Consider the following 16,114-nt stretch of genomic DNA (forward strand, 5'->3'; position numbering starts at 1 on the left):
CCCCCACGCCGACGCCGTCGTTGCCGCCCACCAGCACACCGAGCCCCAGCCCGAGCAGGACGAGCCCCCCGCCCAAGCGCGAGACGCCGTTCCCGGGTTCGGTGAGCATCGCCCGCACGGGCATCGCCCAGGTGGTCGACCTGACCGCCGAGGGCAGCCGGGACTGGGTGCACTGGGGCGAGCAGGGCACGTTCTCGCTCGAACGCAAGGCCAATGGCGGGTTCGCGATCCTCGAGGGCGCCCCGACGGCACCGCGGTTCCGGCACGGGCTGAGCCCGCAGCGCTTCCGCTGGAACGGCGGCAACCCGGTGGAGCGCTCCGACGGCACGCCGACCGGCATCCGCACCTGCGACGAAGGCAACGGCTTCACGCTCAGCGCCCCGGCGGCCACCTCGTCGCGCACCCTCAAGCTGTACGTCGGCGCGCGCGCCGCCCGAGGCAAGCTCACCGCGAAGCTGTCCACCGGCGGCCCGACCGCGACGGCCACGTTCACCGAGCGCGGGAGCAACGTGGGCACCACGGCCTTCGTGGTCACCTACCGGGCACCCAAGGACGGCAAGCTCAACCTGAGCTGGGTCACGGACGACTCGTTCGACGACGACTGCGGCGGTGTGGCGCTCGAGGCGGCGACGCTACGCTGACGCGTGGAGCTGGGTAAGGAGAAACTCTTTGTTCGCCCGGTGGGGATCCTTGGTGGCCCGGTTCCGCTGGCCGGTGCTGCTGATCGCGATTGCCGCGGTCGTGAGCGCCGGCGTATGGGGCATGGGCGTGTTCGGGCAACTGTCGGAGGGCGGCTACAACGACCCGGGTGCGGAGTCGAGCCGGGCCGCTGAGGTCGTACGGCAGGAACTGGGCTCTCAGGGTGGGGACCTGATCGCGATCTACCGCCCGGCCGGGGCGAGCATCGACGACCCGGCGCTCGGCAAGGCGGTCCAGGCCCGGCTCGCGGCGCTGCCCAAGTCCGAGGTCGCCCAGGTCAGCGGCTACTGGCCGGGCAAGGTCGCGCAGTTCGCGGCGGCCGACCGCACGAGCGCGGTCGCCGTGATCACGCTCGCCGGCGAGGACGACGGGGCCAAACTCGAGGCCTACCGGGCCATCTCCGACAAGCTGAGCGTGCCCGGCGCGACCGTGCAACTGGCCGGTGCGGCGCCGCTCAACGACGCCTCGGCCGCCCGTTCGACCGACGATCTGGCCAAGGCCGAGCTGATCTCGTTGCCGATCGTGCTGGTGCTGCTGCTGTTCATCTTCGGCTCGCTGGTCGCCGCGTCGCTGCCGGTGCTGGTGGGCGGCTGCGCGGTGCTCGGCTCGCTCGGCGTGCTGCATGCGATCGCGGCGAGCCACGACGTCAACTCCTTCGCCGTCAACGTGGCCAGCCTGCTGGGCCTGGGCATGGCCATCGACTACGGCCTGTTCACGGTCGGGCGCTTCCGCGAGGAGCAGGACGCGGGGCATACGGCGGCGCAAGCTGTGTCACGCACGGTGGCGACGGCTGGTCGTACCGTCGTCTTCTCGGCCTCCCTGCTGATGATCGCCCTGGCCGGCCTGCTGCTGTTCCCGCAAGGCTTCCTGAAGTCTCTCGCCTATGGCGGCCTGGCCGCCGTGGCTCTCGCGGCGCTGCTGTCGCTCACCCTGCTGCCCGCGCTGCTGGCCGTGCTGGGGACCAGGGTCGACAAGCTTCCGGTACGTCTACCGCTGCGGCTTTCCGGCAACGGCTGGGCCAAACTGGCCGGTGTCGTGCTGCGCCATCCCGTGCTGGTGGCCCTGCCGATCCTGGTCGGCCTGGTGGTTCTCGCGGCGCCCATCGCAGGCGTGCGTTTCGGCGAGAACGATGAGCGTGTGCTGCCCGCGGGTGACCCTTCGCGGCAGGCTGTGGAGACGTTGAAAGCTGACTTCCCGGCCCTGAGCAGCGCCGGTGTCCAGGTGGTGCTGCAAGGCTCGGGCGGCGCGGCACCGAGCCCCGGCGGCGCTGCCGCCTTCGCCGAACGAGTCACCGGAGTTCCCGGGGTCGCGTCGGTGACCCCGGCCGGCAGCAACGGTTCGGTGGTGACGTGGACGGCCACCCTCAAGGACACCGACCCGTTCAGCGCATCGGCGCGCTCGGCCGTGCGGGACCTCCGCGACCTGCGCCCCCCGCTGGACGCAACGCTGCTGGTGGGCGGCACAACAGCACGCAACGTGGACAGCCTGACCGCCATCGGCAACCGGTTGCCCCTGATGATCGGCCTGCTCGCCGGGGCCACCCTGGTGCTGATGTTCCTGGCCTTCGGCTCGGTCCTGCTGCCGATCAAGGCGGTGCTGATGAGCGCGCTGAGCCTGAGCGCCACCTTCGGCATCCTGGTCTGGGTGTTCCAGGACGGCCACGGCGCGGGGTTGCTGTCGGTGACCCCGGCGCCGCTTGAGGCGGGCATCGTCGTGCTGATGGCCGCGGTGGTGTTCGGCCTGTCCACGGACTACGAGGTCTTCCTGCTGTCCCGGATGGTCGAGGCCCGTACCCGAGGAGCCTGCACCGCCGAAGCCGTAACCACCGGCCTGACCCGGACCGGCCGGGTGATCAGCGCGGCGGCCCTGCTGCTCATCGTGGTGACGGGGGCGTTCGCGCTGAGCTCGGTGAGCACGATGCGCTTCGTCGGGGTGGGGATGATCGTCGCGTTGTTCCTGGACGCGACGGTGGTGCGGATGCTGCTGGTGCCGGCTGTGCTGCGGCTGCTGGGGGATGCGGCCTGGTGGGCGCCGGGGGTGCTGCGGCGGTTGCAGGAGCGGGCTGGGCTGGGCGAGAAGGACGAGGTTGCGGCGCCCGGGGATGAGCGACTCAGCGCCGGGCGGTCCGAGGTCGCGTTACCGGAGGCTGGACAGGTCCGGGGTGGGCGGCATGCTGCGCCGTTGACGCCCGAGTACCTCCCGGCTCCGGACTCGTCGCACGCTGGGGAGCGGGCCTGTCCCCCGCCACGGGCGCCCGAGCTGCCAGTGGCCGGGGCTGCGCCCATGCCTGAGCTGCCGTTCGCCGGTTCGGCTCCGCGGCCGGGGCTTGCTCGGATCACGGTTGATCAGCAACCGGGTGACGGTACCCGGGAGTTGCAGGCGCCCCGGCGGCCGGAACTGCCGGCCGGGCCCAGTGGCCGGGAGGAAAGCGACGCGGGCAGTTTTGGCGGCTCGCGGAGTCACGGCCGGTCTGCCGTCGATGCTGATGCGACCCGGGAGTTCGGGCGGGTGGAGAACGAGACCGAGGTCACGGCCGTTTTCCGGGTGCCCCGGGAGCTGCGGGACGATCCTCCGGGTGGTTCGCCGCGGTGACGCGCGGGGGCACGGGCGCTGGCCGCGTGGCGCTGCGAACGGATATCGTGGCGCGCCGGGTGGTGAGGGCCGCCTTTTCAGGAACGGGACGGGATGACCGCAACAACCGACGAGACAGCCGCCGCGCCGCAGCAGGCCGCCATTGACTCTGAGCGGCTTGCCATCTGCCTTGCCGTCATCACCGAGGCCGAGGCGCTCGATCCGGAGCACCCCGACGCCGTGGCGCTGCGCCGGGCCACCGCCGGGCTGTTCAAAACCGTCAAGCTGCACCGCCGCCGGGAACGCCGGGACGCCATCCTCGCCCATGACAAGGCGGTCACCGAGGCCACCGCTACCGGCGCGGCTTCGCGGATCGATGATGAGACCGCGGGGCTTCCGCTGTCCACGGCTACGCGGGGGCAGAGCGCTGGGGTGTTGCGCCAGCCCCGGGGTTGTTACATCTGCAAGCAGCGGTACGTCGAGGTCGACGCGTTCTACCACCAGCTGTGCCCGCGGTGTGCGGCTGAGAACCGGGCTCGCCGGGACGCGCGCACCGATCTGACCGGGCGGTCCGCGCTGCTGACCGGCGGGCGGGCCAAGATCGGCATGTACATCGCGTTGCGGTTGTTGCGCGATGGGGCGCACACCACCGTCACCACCCGGTTCCCGCATGATGCGGTGCGGCGGTTCTCGGCGATGCCCGACAGCGCCGAGTGGCTGCACCGGCTGCGGGTGGTGGGGCTTGACCTGCGGGATCCGGCGCAGGTCATCGCGCTGGCCGAATCGGTGGCGGCTCGGGGTCCGTTGGACATTCTGATCAACAACGCGGCTCAGACCGTACGGCGATCGCCCGGTTCTTATGCTGCCATTGCCGCCGCCGAGGCCGCGGCCCTGCCCGACGGGCCCCTGCCGGAGCTGGAGTATCTCGGGGGTGGGCACGCCTCGGACGCGCACCCGGCGGCGTTGACGATCGGCGGTGGGGAGACCTTCAGCCCGCACGCCCTGACCGCGCTGGCCCTGACCGGCGGCTCGGCCACGCCGGAGCGGGTGGCGGCCTTGACCGCGATCGACGCGGGCGGGCTGGTTCCGGACCTCGCCGCGACCAACAGCTGGAGCGACCGGGTGCACGAGGTGGGGGCGCTGGAGCTGCTCGAGGTGCAACTGTGCAACGTCACCGCCCCCTTCATCCTGGTCAGCCGGTTGCGCGAGGCCATGACACGGTCACCGTTCCCGCGGCGGTACGTGGTCAACGTGTCGGCCATGGAGGGCATCTTCAACCGCGGGTACAAGGGTGCCGGGCATCCGCACACCAACATGGCCAAGGCCTCGCTGAACATGCTGACCCGCACCAGCGCCGACGACATGTTCACCGACGGCATCCTGATGACCAGCGTGGACACCGGGTGGATCACCGACGAACGCCCGCACCCGACCAAGGTCCGGCTGGCCGGTGAGGGGTTCCACGCGCCGCTGGACCTGGTGGACGGTGCGGCGCGGGTGTACGACCCGATCGTGCGCGGCGAGGCGGGCGAGGATTTGTACGGCTGCTTCCTCAAGGATTACGCGCCGGTCGCATGGTGACCTCGATCCCCGCCGACCTGCCGGTGGTGCGCGAGCTGTCGCGTACCGCGGACGGCCGGCGCTGGCTGGGTGAGCTGCCCGGTCTCATCGACGAGGTCAGCGACGCGTTCGGGCTGATGCTCGGGCCGCCGCTGCACGGCGGGTCGTGCAGCTGGGTGGCACCGGCCACGCTCGCCGACGGCACCGCTGTCATCCTCAAGATCGCCTGGCCGCACCGGGAGATGTACGCCGAACCCGCAGCGCTGCGCCTCTGGGACGGCCACGGCGCGGTCCGGCTGTTCCGCCACGACCCGGTACGCCACGCGCTGGTGCTGGAGCAGTGCCTGCCCGGCGAACAGCTCGCCGCCCAGGTGCTCCCGGCCGCTGACAAGCTGCGCCTCGGCGCCGACGTGCTGCGCGAACTCTGGTCGGCCGGGGTGCCCGAGGGCCGCCCGGCGCACAACGCGGAGAGCATCGAGACGCTGGTCGACGTGGCCGGGGACTGGGGTGACCTGGTCACCGAGCGGATGGGCCGCATCCACCCGGCCTACGACGCGGGCCTGGTCGCCGAGGGCGCACGGCTGCTGCACGACCTGCCCGCGTCGGCTCCCCGCGAGGTGGTGCTGCACGGCGACTTCAACCCCGGCAACATCCTCTCGGCCGGGGACGGGTGGGTGGCCATCGACCCGAAACCGTTGATCGGCGACCCCGCTTACGACGTACCCCCGCTGCTCCTACAGTCCGCGACCTCGGACACCGACCTGCGGGAGCTGACCGCCGTGCTCGCGGCGGAACTGGATCTGGACCCGGCGCGCATCTCGGCGTGGTGCGTGGCGCGCAAGGTGGAATCGGCGTTGTGGCGCGCTCATCACAACCAGCAGGCCGAAGGCGCGCACGACATGGCGGTCGCTGCGCTGCACGCAGGCCTGATGTGACATAACGTCTCGTCCTATGACGAGCTTGCGTACGCCCCGACCCATCGGCCGGATCCCCGTGGTGGGGGTGACTCCCGTGGTGGACGGCGGCAACCGGCCCGCCACGTCGGTGGTCGGCGAGGAGTTCGAGGTCACCGCGACGGTGTTCCGCGAGGGCCACGACGCCGTCAACGCCACGGTGGTGCTCACCGACCCGGACGGTCGCGAACAGCACATCCCCATGGTCCGGGTCAACGCGGGGCTGGACGCCTGGGCGGCAACCGTCAGCGCGAGCAGCACCGGGCTGTGGACGTACCGGGTGGAGGGCTGGTCGGATCCGTACGGCACCTGGCACCACGACGCGGTCATCAAGGTGGGCGCCGGGGTCGACGTCGAGCTCATGCTCGAAGAAGGCGCGCTCGTGCTGGAGCGGGCCGTCGCGGCCAACGGTCGCACCGCGGCGCTGACCGACGCGATCGCCTGCCTGCGCGACACCAAATCCACCCCGGAGGCGCGGCTGAGCGCGGGCGCTTCCCCGGCCGTCCGCGCCGACCTGGCCGCCCGCCCGCTGCGCGACTTCGTGTCGCCCTCCCCCGGCTACCCGTGGCTGGTGGAACGCGACCGGGCGCTCTACGGATCCTGGTACGAGTTCTTCCCGCGCTCCGAGGGCGCCCACTTCGACGAGGCCGCGGGCCGGTGGGTCAGCGGGACGTTCGCCACCGCCGCAGAACGGCTGCCCGCGGTCGCCGGCATGGGTTTCGACGTCATCTACCTGACCCCCGTGCACCCCATCGGCCGGGTCAACCGCAAGGGCCGCAACAACTCGCTGCACTCCGAGCCGCAGGACCCCGGATCCCCGTACGCCATCGGCTCCTCCGACGGCGGCCACGACGCCATCCACCCGGACCTGGGCACCTTCGCCGATTTCGACGCGTTCGTCAGCCGTGCCCGCGAACTCAACCTCGAGGTCGCCCTGGACCTCGCGCTCAACTGCGCGCCCGACCACCCGTGGGTCACCGAGCACCCGGAATGGTTCACCACCCGCGCCGACGGTTCCATCGCCTACGCCGAGAACCCGCCGAAGAAGTACCAGGACATCTACCCGCTCAACTTCGACAACGACCCCGAAGGCCTGTACGCCGAGATCCACCGCGTGGTGCTGCTCTGGATCAGCCACGGCGTCACCATTTTCCGGGTCGACAACCCGCACACCAAGCCGCTGTGGTCCTGGGAACGGCTGATCGCCGAGGTCGCCGAGGAGCACCCCGGCATCATCTGGCTGGCCGAGGCGTTCACCCGCCCGCCGATGATGCACACCCTGGCCCAGGTGGGCTTCCAGCAGTCGTACACCTACTACTCGTGGCGCCACACCAAGAGCGAGATCCAGGAATACTGCACGGAACTGGCCGGGCCTGCTGCCGCGTACATGCGCCCCAACTTCTGGCCCACCACGCACGACATCCTCACGCCGTTCCTGCAGCACGGCGGCCCGGAGGCGTGGAAGATGCGCGCGGCGCTGGCGGCCACCCTGGTGCCCAGCTACGGCATCTACACGGGCTACGAACTGCACGAGCACGTCGCTCGCCCCGGCGCCGAGGAGCAGATCGACAACGAGAAGTACGAGTACAAGAACCGCCAGTGGGCCGAGCACGACGCCGCGGGCGACACCCTGGCCCCGTACCTGACGAAGCTGAACCAGATCCGGCGCGCCCACCCCGCCCTGCACTGGCTGCGCAACCTGCGCTTCCACTACGCCGACGACGACAACGTGCTGGTGTTCTCCAAGGCCCGCCGGGTCCACGACCGCGACGACGTGATCGTGGTGGTGGCCAACCTGGCGCCCGAGCACACCCGCGACACGTGGATCCACCTGACGATGCCGCTGCTCGGGCGCGACTGGCACGAGGGGTTCGTGGCCCATGACCTGATCACGGGCGAGCAGTGGAACTGGGGCGAGCACAACTTCGTACGCCTGGATCCCGCTCACGAACCGGTCCACATCGTGCACGTAACCGGGCACGCGTGGGGGCGCTTCGCCTGACAAACCACGCGGGCGTTCACCCGGCGGCGAGTTCACCGCCGGGTGACGCTCACAGGTCAGCGTCTACCTGCTGCCGGCGGCGCAGCAGCGGCAGCAGGCGGTAGGAACGGGCACGCGGAGACGTCGCGGGAGCAGCCTTTTGCGGTACGCCCACAGCGGCGCGCCGAGGTGGCCGGGTGCCCGCGATCCAACGTCCGAGCAGCACCACCGCCAGCACGATGCCGACCTTGATGCCCGCATTGATGATCTGGTCCCAGGGCACCTTGCCGTGCCAGGGCAGCACCACCTGGCAGATCAGCGCGGCGAGCACCACCACCGCTGCCACCGCAACCCGCCAGCCCACGCCCCAGCCGTCCCTGGTTCGCAGCGCCGCCGCCGACACCCCGGCCAGCAGCAACAGCACCCCGGTCAGGGTCACCGCCAGCGGCACGCCCGGCACGACGATGGCCAGCGCCAGCAGCGCCGCCCCGGCACCGACCGTGGCTTCCACGGCGCTGCGGCCGAACGAGCCCAGGCTCATCGCGGTCACCATGGCCCACACCGCGAGCAGGTACCCCCGCAGCGCACCGAAAATCATGCGGATCGGCTTGACCCGCTGGCCACGTTCGCGCGGCGCGCCATCGCCAGGTCGTACAGCTCGGTGGTTGCGCCGCTGATCCAGACCGCGAGGCTCACCCCGCCGGTCATCACCACTGCCACTCGCAGGTCCTGGCAGGTGGACTGTTCCCGAGTTGCCATCATTGCACCCTGATTACTCCCCATGCGCCGTTCTCCACGGCCCACCGGAACGCACCCGACCGGTACGCATGGTCCCCGCGATGCCGGGCCTGCATCACCATGGTGCGGGCCGAACCCGCGGTGAACCCGGACAGCGAACCCTCGTGCGGTCCGCCCGGCACCCACGGCGCGTGCTCCCACGCCATGCCGTGCACGGTGAAGGTGTGCGCCCGCGGCTTGTCCGAGGCGCCGGCCAGGTGCAGCCACAGCGTCTGCCCCACCCGGGCGTGCCAGATCGGCGTGGGCGGGGTGTCGCGGCGGAGCACGTCGCGCGGGTGCACCATGGCCGAGCCGTAGCTGAACCCCTTCTCGCCGGAGTCCTCCGGGTCGTCGTCGGGCACGATGTCGCGTACCGGAAGGTCGGGGTTGCCGTTGACGAACTGCCGCAGGCCGTCCTGGATCAGCAGCACCTGCTCGTTGGCGACCAGGTGGCCGTGCTCGTTACGCAGCAGAACGTTGCCGCCGGTCCAGCGTTCGATGCCGGTGCGCGGGTCGAACGCGGTGACATCGCCGGGTTCGACCACCAGGGCGCCGATCAGTCCGTGGTGGCGGTGGTTACGCACATCGGCCAGATCCTGCAGGTAGCAGACCTGACCGGGCCCTTCCTGGTACGACCCCGGCGCCAGATCCTCGTCGGCGTACCACCAGTACTCGCGCCAGTTGTTCTCGTCGTGGTCGTGTCGCGGGCCGTCGCGCAGCACCACCCGCCCGGCCGCCTCGGGATCCACCGCCTCGCCGTGCCCGTGCTCCTCGCCCTGCAGATGCGCCACCGTGCCGTCATGGTTGCGCCCCACGAACGCCCCGTCATCGCTGACCACGTCGTAGCGCAGCAGGCTCGGGTGCATCGACACCCTCGGCGTCACCGTGCGCTGATCCTCGTCCAGCGGCAGCCGCGGCGGCTCGGGCTCCACCCCGAACTCCGGCAGCAACGGATCCTCACCGGGCAGTAGCTCATTGATCAGCGTCACCTTCACCCATTCCCCCCGCCGGGCCCGCAGAACCAAAGGCTCCCGGGTTTCCCGTACGTTCACGGCCCGCCGGTTGCCCTCGTCATCGGTGACGAACCCGCCCGCCTCCTCGAAGATCAGCCCCCACGGATCGGTCAGGTGCCGCCCGTCGTACTCGTGTTCGATTCGCCGGGCCCGCACCACGTACTCACGCACCCCGGTGCCGGTCAGCGGTCGCGGCGGCAGAGTGCCGGCTCTGGCCGTACCCGGAAGCGCCGGTAGGTCTTCAAGGTTGGATTCGTGCGGGGTGAGCGCGCGGACCAGTCCCCAGCAGCCGAGCCACAGGTCGTCCATGGCGGCGAGGTGCCACAGGTGATCACCGATGCCGTAGTCGTCGACATCGAGGGTGAACGCCTCGGAGATCCCGATGGTCTGCTGGTTGACCAGCACCGACGCGTCGTTGTGCCATTCGCGGCGCCACCGCAGCCCGTGCGTGACGAAGCTGTGCGACTCCTCGTGCGAGCCCTGCACCAGCCGGAGCCGCAGCCGCTCACCGGGATAGGTGCGAATCAGCTCGGTCTCCGGGTCCCCGGTTTCGACCGGCGTTCCGGCGGCCGCGAGAGTCTCAGGCTCTTCGGTTTCTTCCTCCTCAGCGGCGGCGGGCGTACCGCTGCTGGCGAACCACTGCGACGGGTCGTCACCGCGGAAGGTCAGCGGCGCACACCGGTAGTTGACAGCCATCGAACCCGGGTCGTCGTCGCCACTGAGCTCGCCGGGCGGGTTGAGCGGCTTGCCGGTCGCGTCCACCAGCGGCACGAAGTCCCCGACGGCCAGCCCGGCCTCGCGGAACGGCGCGATGCCGCTGTCCACCGGCGGCAGCACCACCGCCTGCGGCCCCGACCAGGCAACGCTCTGCTGGTCCGGCAGCAGCCAGCGCGAGCCGTGCGGCTCGGCGATCAGCGCGGCGAACAACCCGTGCTTCTGCCGGTAGTTGGCCAGCAGGTGGTCGTGGAAGAAGCACGGGCCGAACTCCTCGTCGACCACCCAGCGGTGCAGGCCCACGTTGACCGGCAGGTTGTCCGGTGAGTGCGGCACGGCGGCTACCGCTTCGGGGCAGCTGGCCCCGGCCAGATAGTTGAAGCCGGTCGAGGAGCCGTCCGCGGCCAGCACATCGAACTTGACCAGGTGCACGTGCAGGCCGCACTCCACCGGCGGTGTGGGCAGGTCGAACCCGTCCGCCGCGATGGAGCCCAGCTCGTTGAACAGCCGCCACTCCACGACGTCGCCGTGGTTGGCGCGCGGGAAGAACGCCTCGATCTTCCCGGCCGGGGGCTCGAAGTCCTCGCCGTCCACGCGGACCCGGGTGATCTGGTAGTGGTGACCGTTGTCGTCCTTCCAGCCCCGGTTGTTGTACGGCACCTCGTCCGCGCTGACCCGCACGTCGTAGCTGAGGATGCGCGGCGGCGGCTGACCGGCCCGGGCGTTCCAGATGGCGGCGTCGCCGTCGAGGTCCACGAACAGTTGCGCGGGTTGCGGGTTGGCCACCGCGCCGGGGGCGAACGCGGCCAGCTCGGTGGCCGAGTGCAGCGGCATGCGCAGCAGACGCCGGCGGCCGCCGAGCAGCTCGGGCACCACCGCGGGCACCGGCGGGGACTTGCGCGGGAAGGTCGCGTCGATGAACCAGGGGAAACCCGGGTGCCGGTCGTCGCGGCGGTCCGGGTCACGCCCGGGCAGCGGCCGCAGCGGGTGCACGGGCGTGGCGTCGGGGTACGCCGTGACCGCCACCGCGTCGACGAGCCGGTCGAAGCTGCGCCACAGCCCCCACATCCCGTGGTGGAAGTGCGGGTACAGGTGGCAGTGCCAGATGACGTCGCCCGGGGCGTGCTGGCGGCTGCCGGAGCCGTAGAGCGGGTCGATCGTCACGGCGGTCTGCGGCCCGATCGAGATCGAATCCAGCAGTTGCGAGCCTTTGGCCGTACCCGCGGCTGCGGTGTCCTGCGGAACGGCCCGCCACTGATGCACGTGCAGGTGGAAGACGTGGGTTTCCTTGACCCCGGCGTGCACGAGCCGCACGCGCGCGGGATCACCCTTGTACGCCCGGAAGATCGGCGTCACCGGATCGTTGAACAGCCACGAGCTGTGGTGCTGCTCCTCGCCCGCAACGATCTCCAGGAACTCGCCGTCGGCGGTGCGCCCGATGTGGAACACCTCGCTCAACTCGTCGTCAATCTCGATCTTCACGGCCGCGAAGTCGACGTCGTTGCCCTGCGGCAGCGGCCGGTCCAGGGTCTGCTCGGCGTAGCGGCGCATCCGGTGCGGCAGCCGGTTGGGCATCGGCTCGGCCCGGTACGACAACGGCATCACGTCGTGCTCGCCGGCCGGATGCAGGCCGCTGTGCACCTCCGGCTCGTCATGCAGGAACACCGTGAACTCGCGGTGGTGGTGCGGCCCGCCGGTGTGCAGATCGATGTAGTCGCCGGTGTGCTGCGCGCCGGGCATGATGATGTCCACGTACGGGCCGTCGGCGAAGCCGGTGCCGGTCAGCAGCTCCCCGGTCTCCGGGTCACTCCAGGTGGCCCCGGCCGGTTCGACGATGAACGCCCCGAACAGCCCGTGCACGTTGGAACCGGCTTCGGTGCCGCGCACGTCGCCCAGGTCGTTGACCGGCCACACCCCCTCATGCGTGGCTTTCCAGTGACAGGTCCGGCGTTGCCCGGGGAGTACGGTGCTCGCCTCGTTGCGGCCCACCTGCGCGCCGTCGTTCTCCAGCACCGAGCCCAGCAGGTCACCCTGCACGTGCAGCCCCACCGCCCGGTCGCGGATCTGGTTCTCGAGGTGCACGTCGACCTGCTGGCCCAGCGCGGCGCGCAGCACCAGCGGGCGTACCACCGGGATCGGCCGCAGCGGGTTGAACCTGTCGTAGGCCCGGGTGTGCTCGGCGAGGCCCCGCACGTTCTCGCGGTGGTCGTTGAGCAGCAGGCGGCGTACCCGGGTCACGCTCAGGCCGCTCTCGGTGGCCAGGCGCTGGAACTCGACGTGGTCGCCGGCTTCCAGCTTGCTCAGCCGCTCCTCGATCGCTGTGAGGGTGCTGGTCAGCGCGTCCTGGTACAGCTCAGCCCACGCCGCGCGGATCACCGGGTCCGGCGAGATCGCGGTGACCTGCCCGCCGGTGATCAGGGCGAGCGCGGCTTCGACCTCGTCGACGGTCGCCGTGAAGTTCTGCGTCGCGGCCGGGGTGGCCGGGGCCGGGTGTTCGAGCATGCGTTCGTAGCGCCACAGCCCGTCCACGACGATCTGCATCCACTGCGAGCGTTCGTGCATGCGCGGCAGGAACTGCTCGTCGTCGTCCCAGCGGGCCTGGGCGAAGTCGAGCAGCGGCTGGTAGGCGCGCAACGTGTACAGCAGGCCGCCGGGGTCGTGGTCGCCGTCGTTGGTGTAGACGATGGGAAACTGCCGGGCTACGACGTCATAGGTCAGGTCAGGCATGTGAGGTCTCCTGGTTATACGGCGCCGAGCAGAAACGCGGCGCCGGTGATGATGGCTGCGGCACCCGCGGGGCGTACGAGCACGCGGCCCTGGCGGGTCAGCCGCTCGGCGGCCATCACGGCGGTGAGCACGGCCATCGCGATCAACGAGCCGGCCCCGCTGACCAGGCCGGTCGTCATGAGCAGCCAGCAGCAGCCGACGCAGGACCCGGCGTACACGGCGGCCACCGTGCCGGCTTCCCGCCAGGGCGCCCGCAGGCCGCGCCAGTGCAGCATGGCTATCCCGCGGGGAGTGCGGCACGCGGTCAGGCAGCGATCCTTCAGCGAGCTGAACTGGTAGGAACCCGCGAGCATCAGCGCCGAGCCGAGCAGCGCGTGCGGGTGCTCCCAGGTCCACGACCAGCTCGCGACCCACCGGCTCAGCGCCAGGTTCGCCGACACCAGGACGGCCCCCGCGGCCGTCCAGGCACCCAGATAGATGCCCATGGCCAGCGCGACGGTCGCCGGACGGCCCGGGGTGAACCGGCGGATCAGCTCGAACAGCGGCAGCGCGGCCGGCAGCATCATCGCCACGACCATCACCGCCCAGCCGGCGAGCGCGGGCCCGATCGCGGCGCCGTGGTGATGGGTGGTCCCGCCGTGCAGCGAGATCATCACCAGCCACGCCACCGCGCCGAGGGCGACCACGAAACCTTTCATCGTGAGGCGTACTGGAAGCGCCCGCGCATGGCCGAGCGTCCCTCCACGTCGAGGTACGCGCCCGGCAACTCGGGCACCCGCACGGCGAGCACGTCGGTGCGGTGTGCCACCACCTGGCCGTTGCCGGCCACGCTGAGTTCCTTGCTGAGCGCGGTGCCGGTCAGGGTCAGCGGCTCGTCCTCCCCGGCAAAGGCGGCAGCCGATCCCGTGACCTCGACACGCCCTGTTCCCGCCACGCTCGCCTGCCCCGGCTTGCCGACGAAGATGTGCCAGCCCGCGTTGTCCGCCGTGATGGCGATAGCGGCGCGCGCGGTCGTCAGCACCGCGCCGCTGACGTCGGCCAGGCCGGCCAGCAGCCCGTCGAGTTTGCCGCTGAAGCCCGCGGCGAGCAGCTCGAACTGCTCGTCGGTGGCGGCCTCGGAGACGAACACCGCGGTGCTGGTGGTGCCGGCGCGGCGCCCGCCGCTGTGGGTGGAGACGCTGACCACGTCGAGCCCGCCCACGGCGACGCCGTCGATGCGTGCGGTCCCGTCGAGCTGCCAGGCGAACAGGCCGGTGCAGTGGTCCTCGGCGGGCGCGTCGTCGAGCCAGCAGGGGCAGATCAGCGTGCAGTCGCACGCCTCGGTGAAGACGCCGGAGAGCAGATAGGCCATGGTTCCGCCCCTCAGTTGCGGATCGATACGGGTACGGTCACAGCGCCGCCCCGGCTGGACGTGATGGTCACGCTCGCCCCGGCCGCCGGGGTGACACCGGCCTCGCCGGGGATGACCGTGCGCCGGATGTCGAACTCGTGCAGCGCGTCGACCGGCCCGCTGGCGATCTCCACCCCGGCCAGCGCCACGGTGACCCGGTCGGGCAGGGGCGCGGTGGCCGTACCGGTGATGCGCCAGCGGCCCGAGTTCGTGCGGAATTCCACCAGCGTGGTGGCCAGCGTGTCGGTGCCCGGCCCGGCCGGGTCGACCTGCACGGAGACGCTGTCGGTGTCCACGGCTCCGGCGTTCTGCACGCTCACCTCGAACTCCACCGCGCCGCCGGCCGGTGCGGTGAACGTGGCAACCGGCTGGTCGGCGCCGGTGAGCGTGACCGGCGCGCCGTCGATCTGCGCCCAGCTGAAGCTCACCCCGGCGCCGGTGCTGGCCCGGGCGTCCAGGGTCACCAGTTCCCCCGCCGCGGCGAGGCGGTCCGGGCCGGCGGCAGCTCGCACCGGGTCGCCGGGCGCGGCTGGGCCGGCGACCAGCACGTGGCGGGTGTGCGAGCCGCCGTGCGAGGACACGACCTGCACGGTGGCCGGGGCCGCGCCGAGGCCGGCGAACATCGCCTTGCCGGCGGTCAGCGGGCCGAGCCCGGTGACCGTGAGCACGGGCACGTCGTCGAGGTCGCTGGACGAGGCCTCGACGGTGAGCTGGCCCTGGGCGGTGTCGTACGCGGCGACCTCCACGGTGACCGCGTCGGTGACCACCGCCGTGGCAACGCTCGGCGGCTGGTCGGTGGCGTTCACCACGTCCACTGTGTCCGGGACGTCCGGCACGTCCGCGCGGACGTGGTAGACGGCGCCGGCCGGGGTGAGCGTGGCGGCTGTGGTGAGGGTGGAGCCGGCGGCGTGCAGGCTCTGCCCGGGCTCGCTGGTGGCGAACACGTCGACCACGGTGGTGCCGGCCGAGCGGGCGTAGACCGCGCGGGTCACCTCGACCCCCGCGAGGGTGGAGATGCGGCCCTGCACGGTGAACAGGTTGGTGAATATCTTGTCCGGGTTCGCCGGGTCATCGGGGTCCGGGCCGGCTCCGGCACCGGCGACCTGCGGGCCCTCGACGCGCAGGAAGTTGAAACCGAGCGGGCTGCCGGTGATGGTGTGCTCGGTGGCGCCGTCGCCCAGGTAGCCGGCCGGGGCCCCGGTGTCCCAGCGCAGGAAGGGGGCCACCTCGCCGTCGGTGACCGCGAGGTCGAACAGCCCGGCGCCGGCGCCGATGTCCTCGGTGACGAAGACCCGGCCGTTCTCGTCGGCGGGCAACGGGTCGGTCTGGCCGTACGGGTGGGTGAAAGTGTACGACGCGCCGGGGATCCCGCCGTCGAGCCGTACCCGGACGCGGGCGAAGACCTGCTGCTGGCCGTCGGCCACGGCGCCCGTACCGGCGAAGGCGGCTTCCAGGGCGAGCACCAGGCGGGCCCGTCCGTGGCGGGGCTGACCGCCGACCGGCATCTCGGCCTCGGCGAGAAAGTAGAACGCTTCGTCCGGGAAGTTGCCGGGGAAGCTGACAGGTGCGAGTGGATCGGGCAGATCGCCCAGGGCTTGGGTGTTCGGGTCGCCCGGGTCAACGGCCAGCTCGAGCCGCTGCCCGGACGCGTCCTTGTACCAGAGCGGAAAGCCGTTCACCGCGTCGATGGGTCCCCGCGCGGCCAGGTGTTGCGGATTGCGTTGCATAC

General features: G+C 71.5%; 11 protein-coding genes. 5 read left to right on the forward strand and 6 right to left on the reverse strand.

Going from position 1 to position 16,114, the window contains the following annotated elements; translation table 11 throughout:
* The 5 genes from TFC3_RS14770 to TFC3_RS14790 form a co-directional block, all read left to right on the forward strand.
* On the forward strand, positions 1-641 hold a 641-nt coding region (locus TFC3_RS14770; protein ID WP_067500078.1), incomplete at its 5' end, for a hypothetical protein.
* Positions 642-693: 52 nt separating this feature from the next.
* The gene (locus TFC3_RS14775; protein WP_067500080.1) at positions 694-3,291 is read left to right on the forward strand and encodes an MMPL family transporter; all 2,598 of its coding nucleotides are present in this window, start codon (positions 694-696) and stop codon (positions 3,289-3,291) included.
* A gap of 93 nt (positions 3,292-3,384) precedes the next feature.
* Entirely contained in the window at positions 3,385-4,851 is a 1,467-nt protein-coding gene (locus TFC3_RS14780; protein WP_067500082.1) for an SDR family NAD(P)-dependent oxidoreductase, read from the forward strand.
* The gene (locus TFC3_RS14785; protein WP_067500083.1) at positions 4,845-5,765 is read left to right on the forward strand and encodes an aminoglycoside phosphotransferase family protein; all 921 of its coding nucleotides are present in this window, start codon (positions 4,845-4,847) and stop codon (positions 5,763-5,765) included. Before TFC3_RS14780 ends, TFC3_RS14785 begins: the two co-directional genes overlap by 7 nt.
* Positions 5,766-5,781: 16 nt before the next feature.
* Positions 5,782-7,785, forward strand: a complete 2,004-nt coding sequence (locus TFC3_RS14790; protein WP_067500084.1) for an alpha-1,4-glucan--maltose-1-phosphate maltosyltransferase — start codon at positions 5,782-5,784, stop codon at positions 7,783-7,785.
* Between the two features lie 49 nt (positions 7,786-7,834).
* Here TFC3_RS14790 and TFC3_RS14795 read toward each other — a convergent pair whose 3' ends face one another.
* Genes TFC3_RS14795 through TFC3_RS14815 form a run of 6 tightly spaced genes read right to left on the reverse strand, consistent with a single transcriptional unit; the run spans position 7,835 to position 16,112 of the window.
* Complete coding sequence (locus TFC3_RS14795; RefSeq protein WP_067500088.1) at positions 7,835-8,362, reverse strand: hypothetical protein; 528 nt, start codon at positions 8,360-8,362, stop codon at positions 7,835-7,837.
* A complete protein-coding gene (locus tag TFC3_RS37985) occupies positions 8,359-8,523 on the reverse strand; it encodes a hypothetical protein (RefSeq protein WP_161952594.1) in 165 nt (54 codons plus the stop codon). The genes TFC3_RS14795 and TFC3_RS37985 overlap by 4 nt, the downstream gene beginning before the upstream one ends.
* A complete protein-coding gene (locus tag TFC3_RS14800) occupies positions 8,523-12,995 on the reverse strand; it encodes a multicopper oxidase domain-containing protein (RefSeq protein WP_067500090.1) in 4,473 nt (1,490 codons plus the stop codon). The genes TFC3_RS37985 and TFC3_RS14800 overlap by 1 nt, the downstream gene beginning before the upstream one ends.
* Positions 12,996-13,009: 14 nt before the next feature.
* A complete protein-coding gene (locus TFC3_RS14805; RefSeq protein ID WP_082772060.1) occupies positions 13,010-13,693 on the reverse strand; it encodes a DUF2182 domain-containing protein in 684 nt (227 codons plus the stop codon).
* Positions 13,690-14,346, reverse strand: a complete 657-nt coding sequence (locus TFC3_RS14810) for a DUF1326 domain-containing protein (RefSeq protein WP_067500094.1) — start codon at positions 14,344-14,346, stop codon at positions 13,690-13,692. The genes TFC3_RS14805 and TFC3_RS14810 overlap by 4 nt, the downstream gene beginning before the upstream one ends.
* Positions 14,347-14,357: 11 nt before the next feature.
* On the reverse strand, positions 14,358-16,112 hold the full coding sequence (locus TFC3_RS14815; protein ID WP_067500096.1) for a hypothetical protein: 1,755 nt from the start codon (positions 16,110-16,112) through the stop codon (positions 14,358-14,360).
* Positions 16,113-16,114 lie beyond the last annotated feature (2 nt).

It is taken from the genome of Actinoplanes sp. TFC3, assembly GCF_001553785.1.
In the GTDB taxonomy this organism is placed as follows: Bacteria; Actinomycetota; Actinomycetes; order Mycobacteriales; family Micromonosporaceae; genus Actinoplanes.

Excerpts from the sequence above, each read along its gene's own strand:
- TFC3_RS37985 (WP_161952594.1), bottom strand. The coding sequence starts at position 8,523 with ATGGCAACTCGGGAACAGTCCACCTGCCAGGACCTGCGAGTGGCAGTG.
- TFC3_RS14810 (WP_067500094.1), bottom strand. The coding sequence starts at position 14,346 with ATGGCCTATCTGCTCTCCGGCGTCTTCACCGAGGCGTGCGACTGCACG.
- TFC3_RS14805 (WP_082772060.1), bottom strand. The coding sequence starts at position 13,693 with ATGAAAGGTTTCGTGGTCGCCCTCGGCGCGGTGGCGTGGCTGGTGATG.
- TFC3_RS14800 (WP_067500090.1), bottom strand. The coding sequence starts at position 12,995 with ATGCCTGACCTGACCTATGACGTCGTAGCCCGGCAGTTTCCCATCGTC.
- TFC3_RS14815 (WP_067500096.1), bottom strand. The coding sequence starts at position 16,112 with ATGCAACGCAATCCGCAACACCTGGCCGCGCGGGGACCCATCGACGCG.
- TFC3_RS14785 (WP_067500083.1), top strand. The coding sequence starts at position 4,845 with ATGGTGACCTCGATCCCCGCCGACCTGCCGGTGGTGCGCGAGCTGTCG.
- TFC3_RS14790 (WP_067500084.1), top strand. The coding sequence starts at position 5,782 with ATGACGAGCTTGCGTACGCCCCGACCCATCGGCCGGATCCCCGTGGTG.
- TFC3_RS14795 (WP_067500088.1), bottom strand. The coding sequence starts at position 8,362 with ATGATTTTCGGTGCGCTGCGGGGGTACCTGCTCGCGGTGTGGGCCATG.
- TFC3_RS14780 (WP_067500082.1), top strand. The coding sequence starts at position 3,385 with ATGACCGCAACAACCGACGAGACAGCCGCCGCGCCGCAGCAGGCCGCC.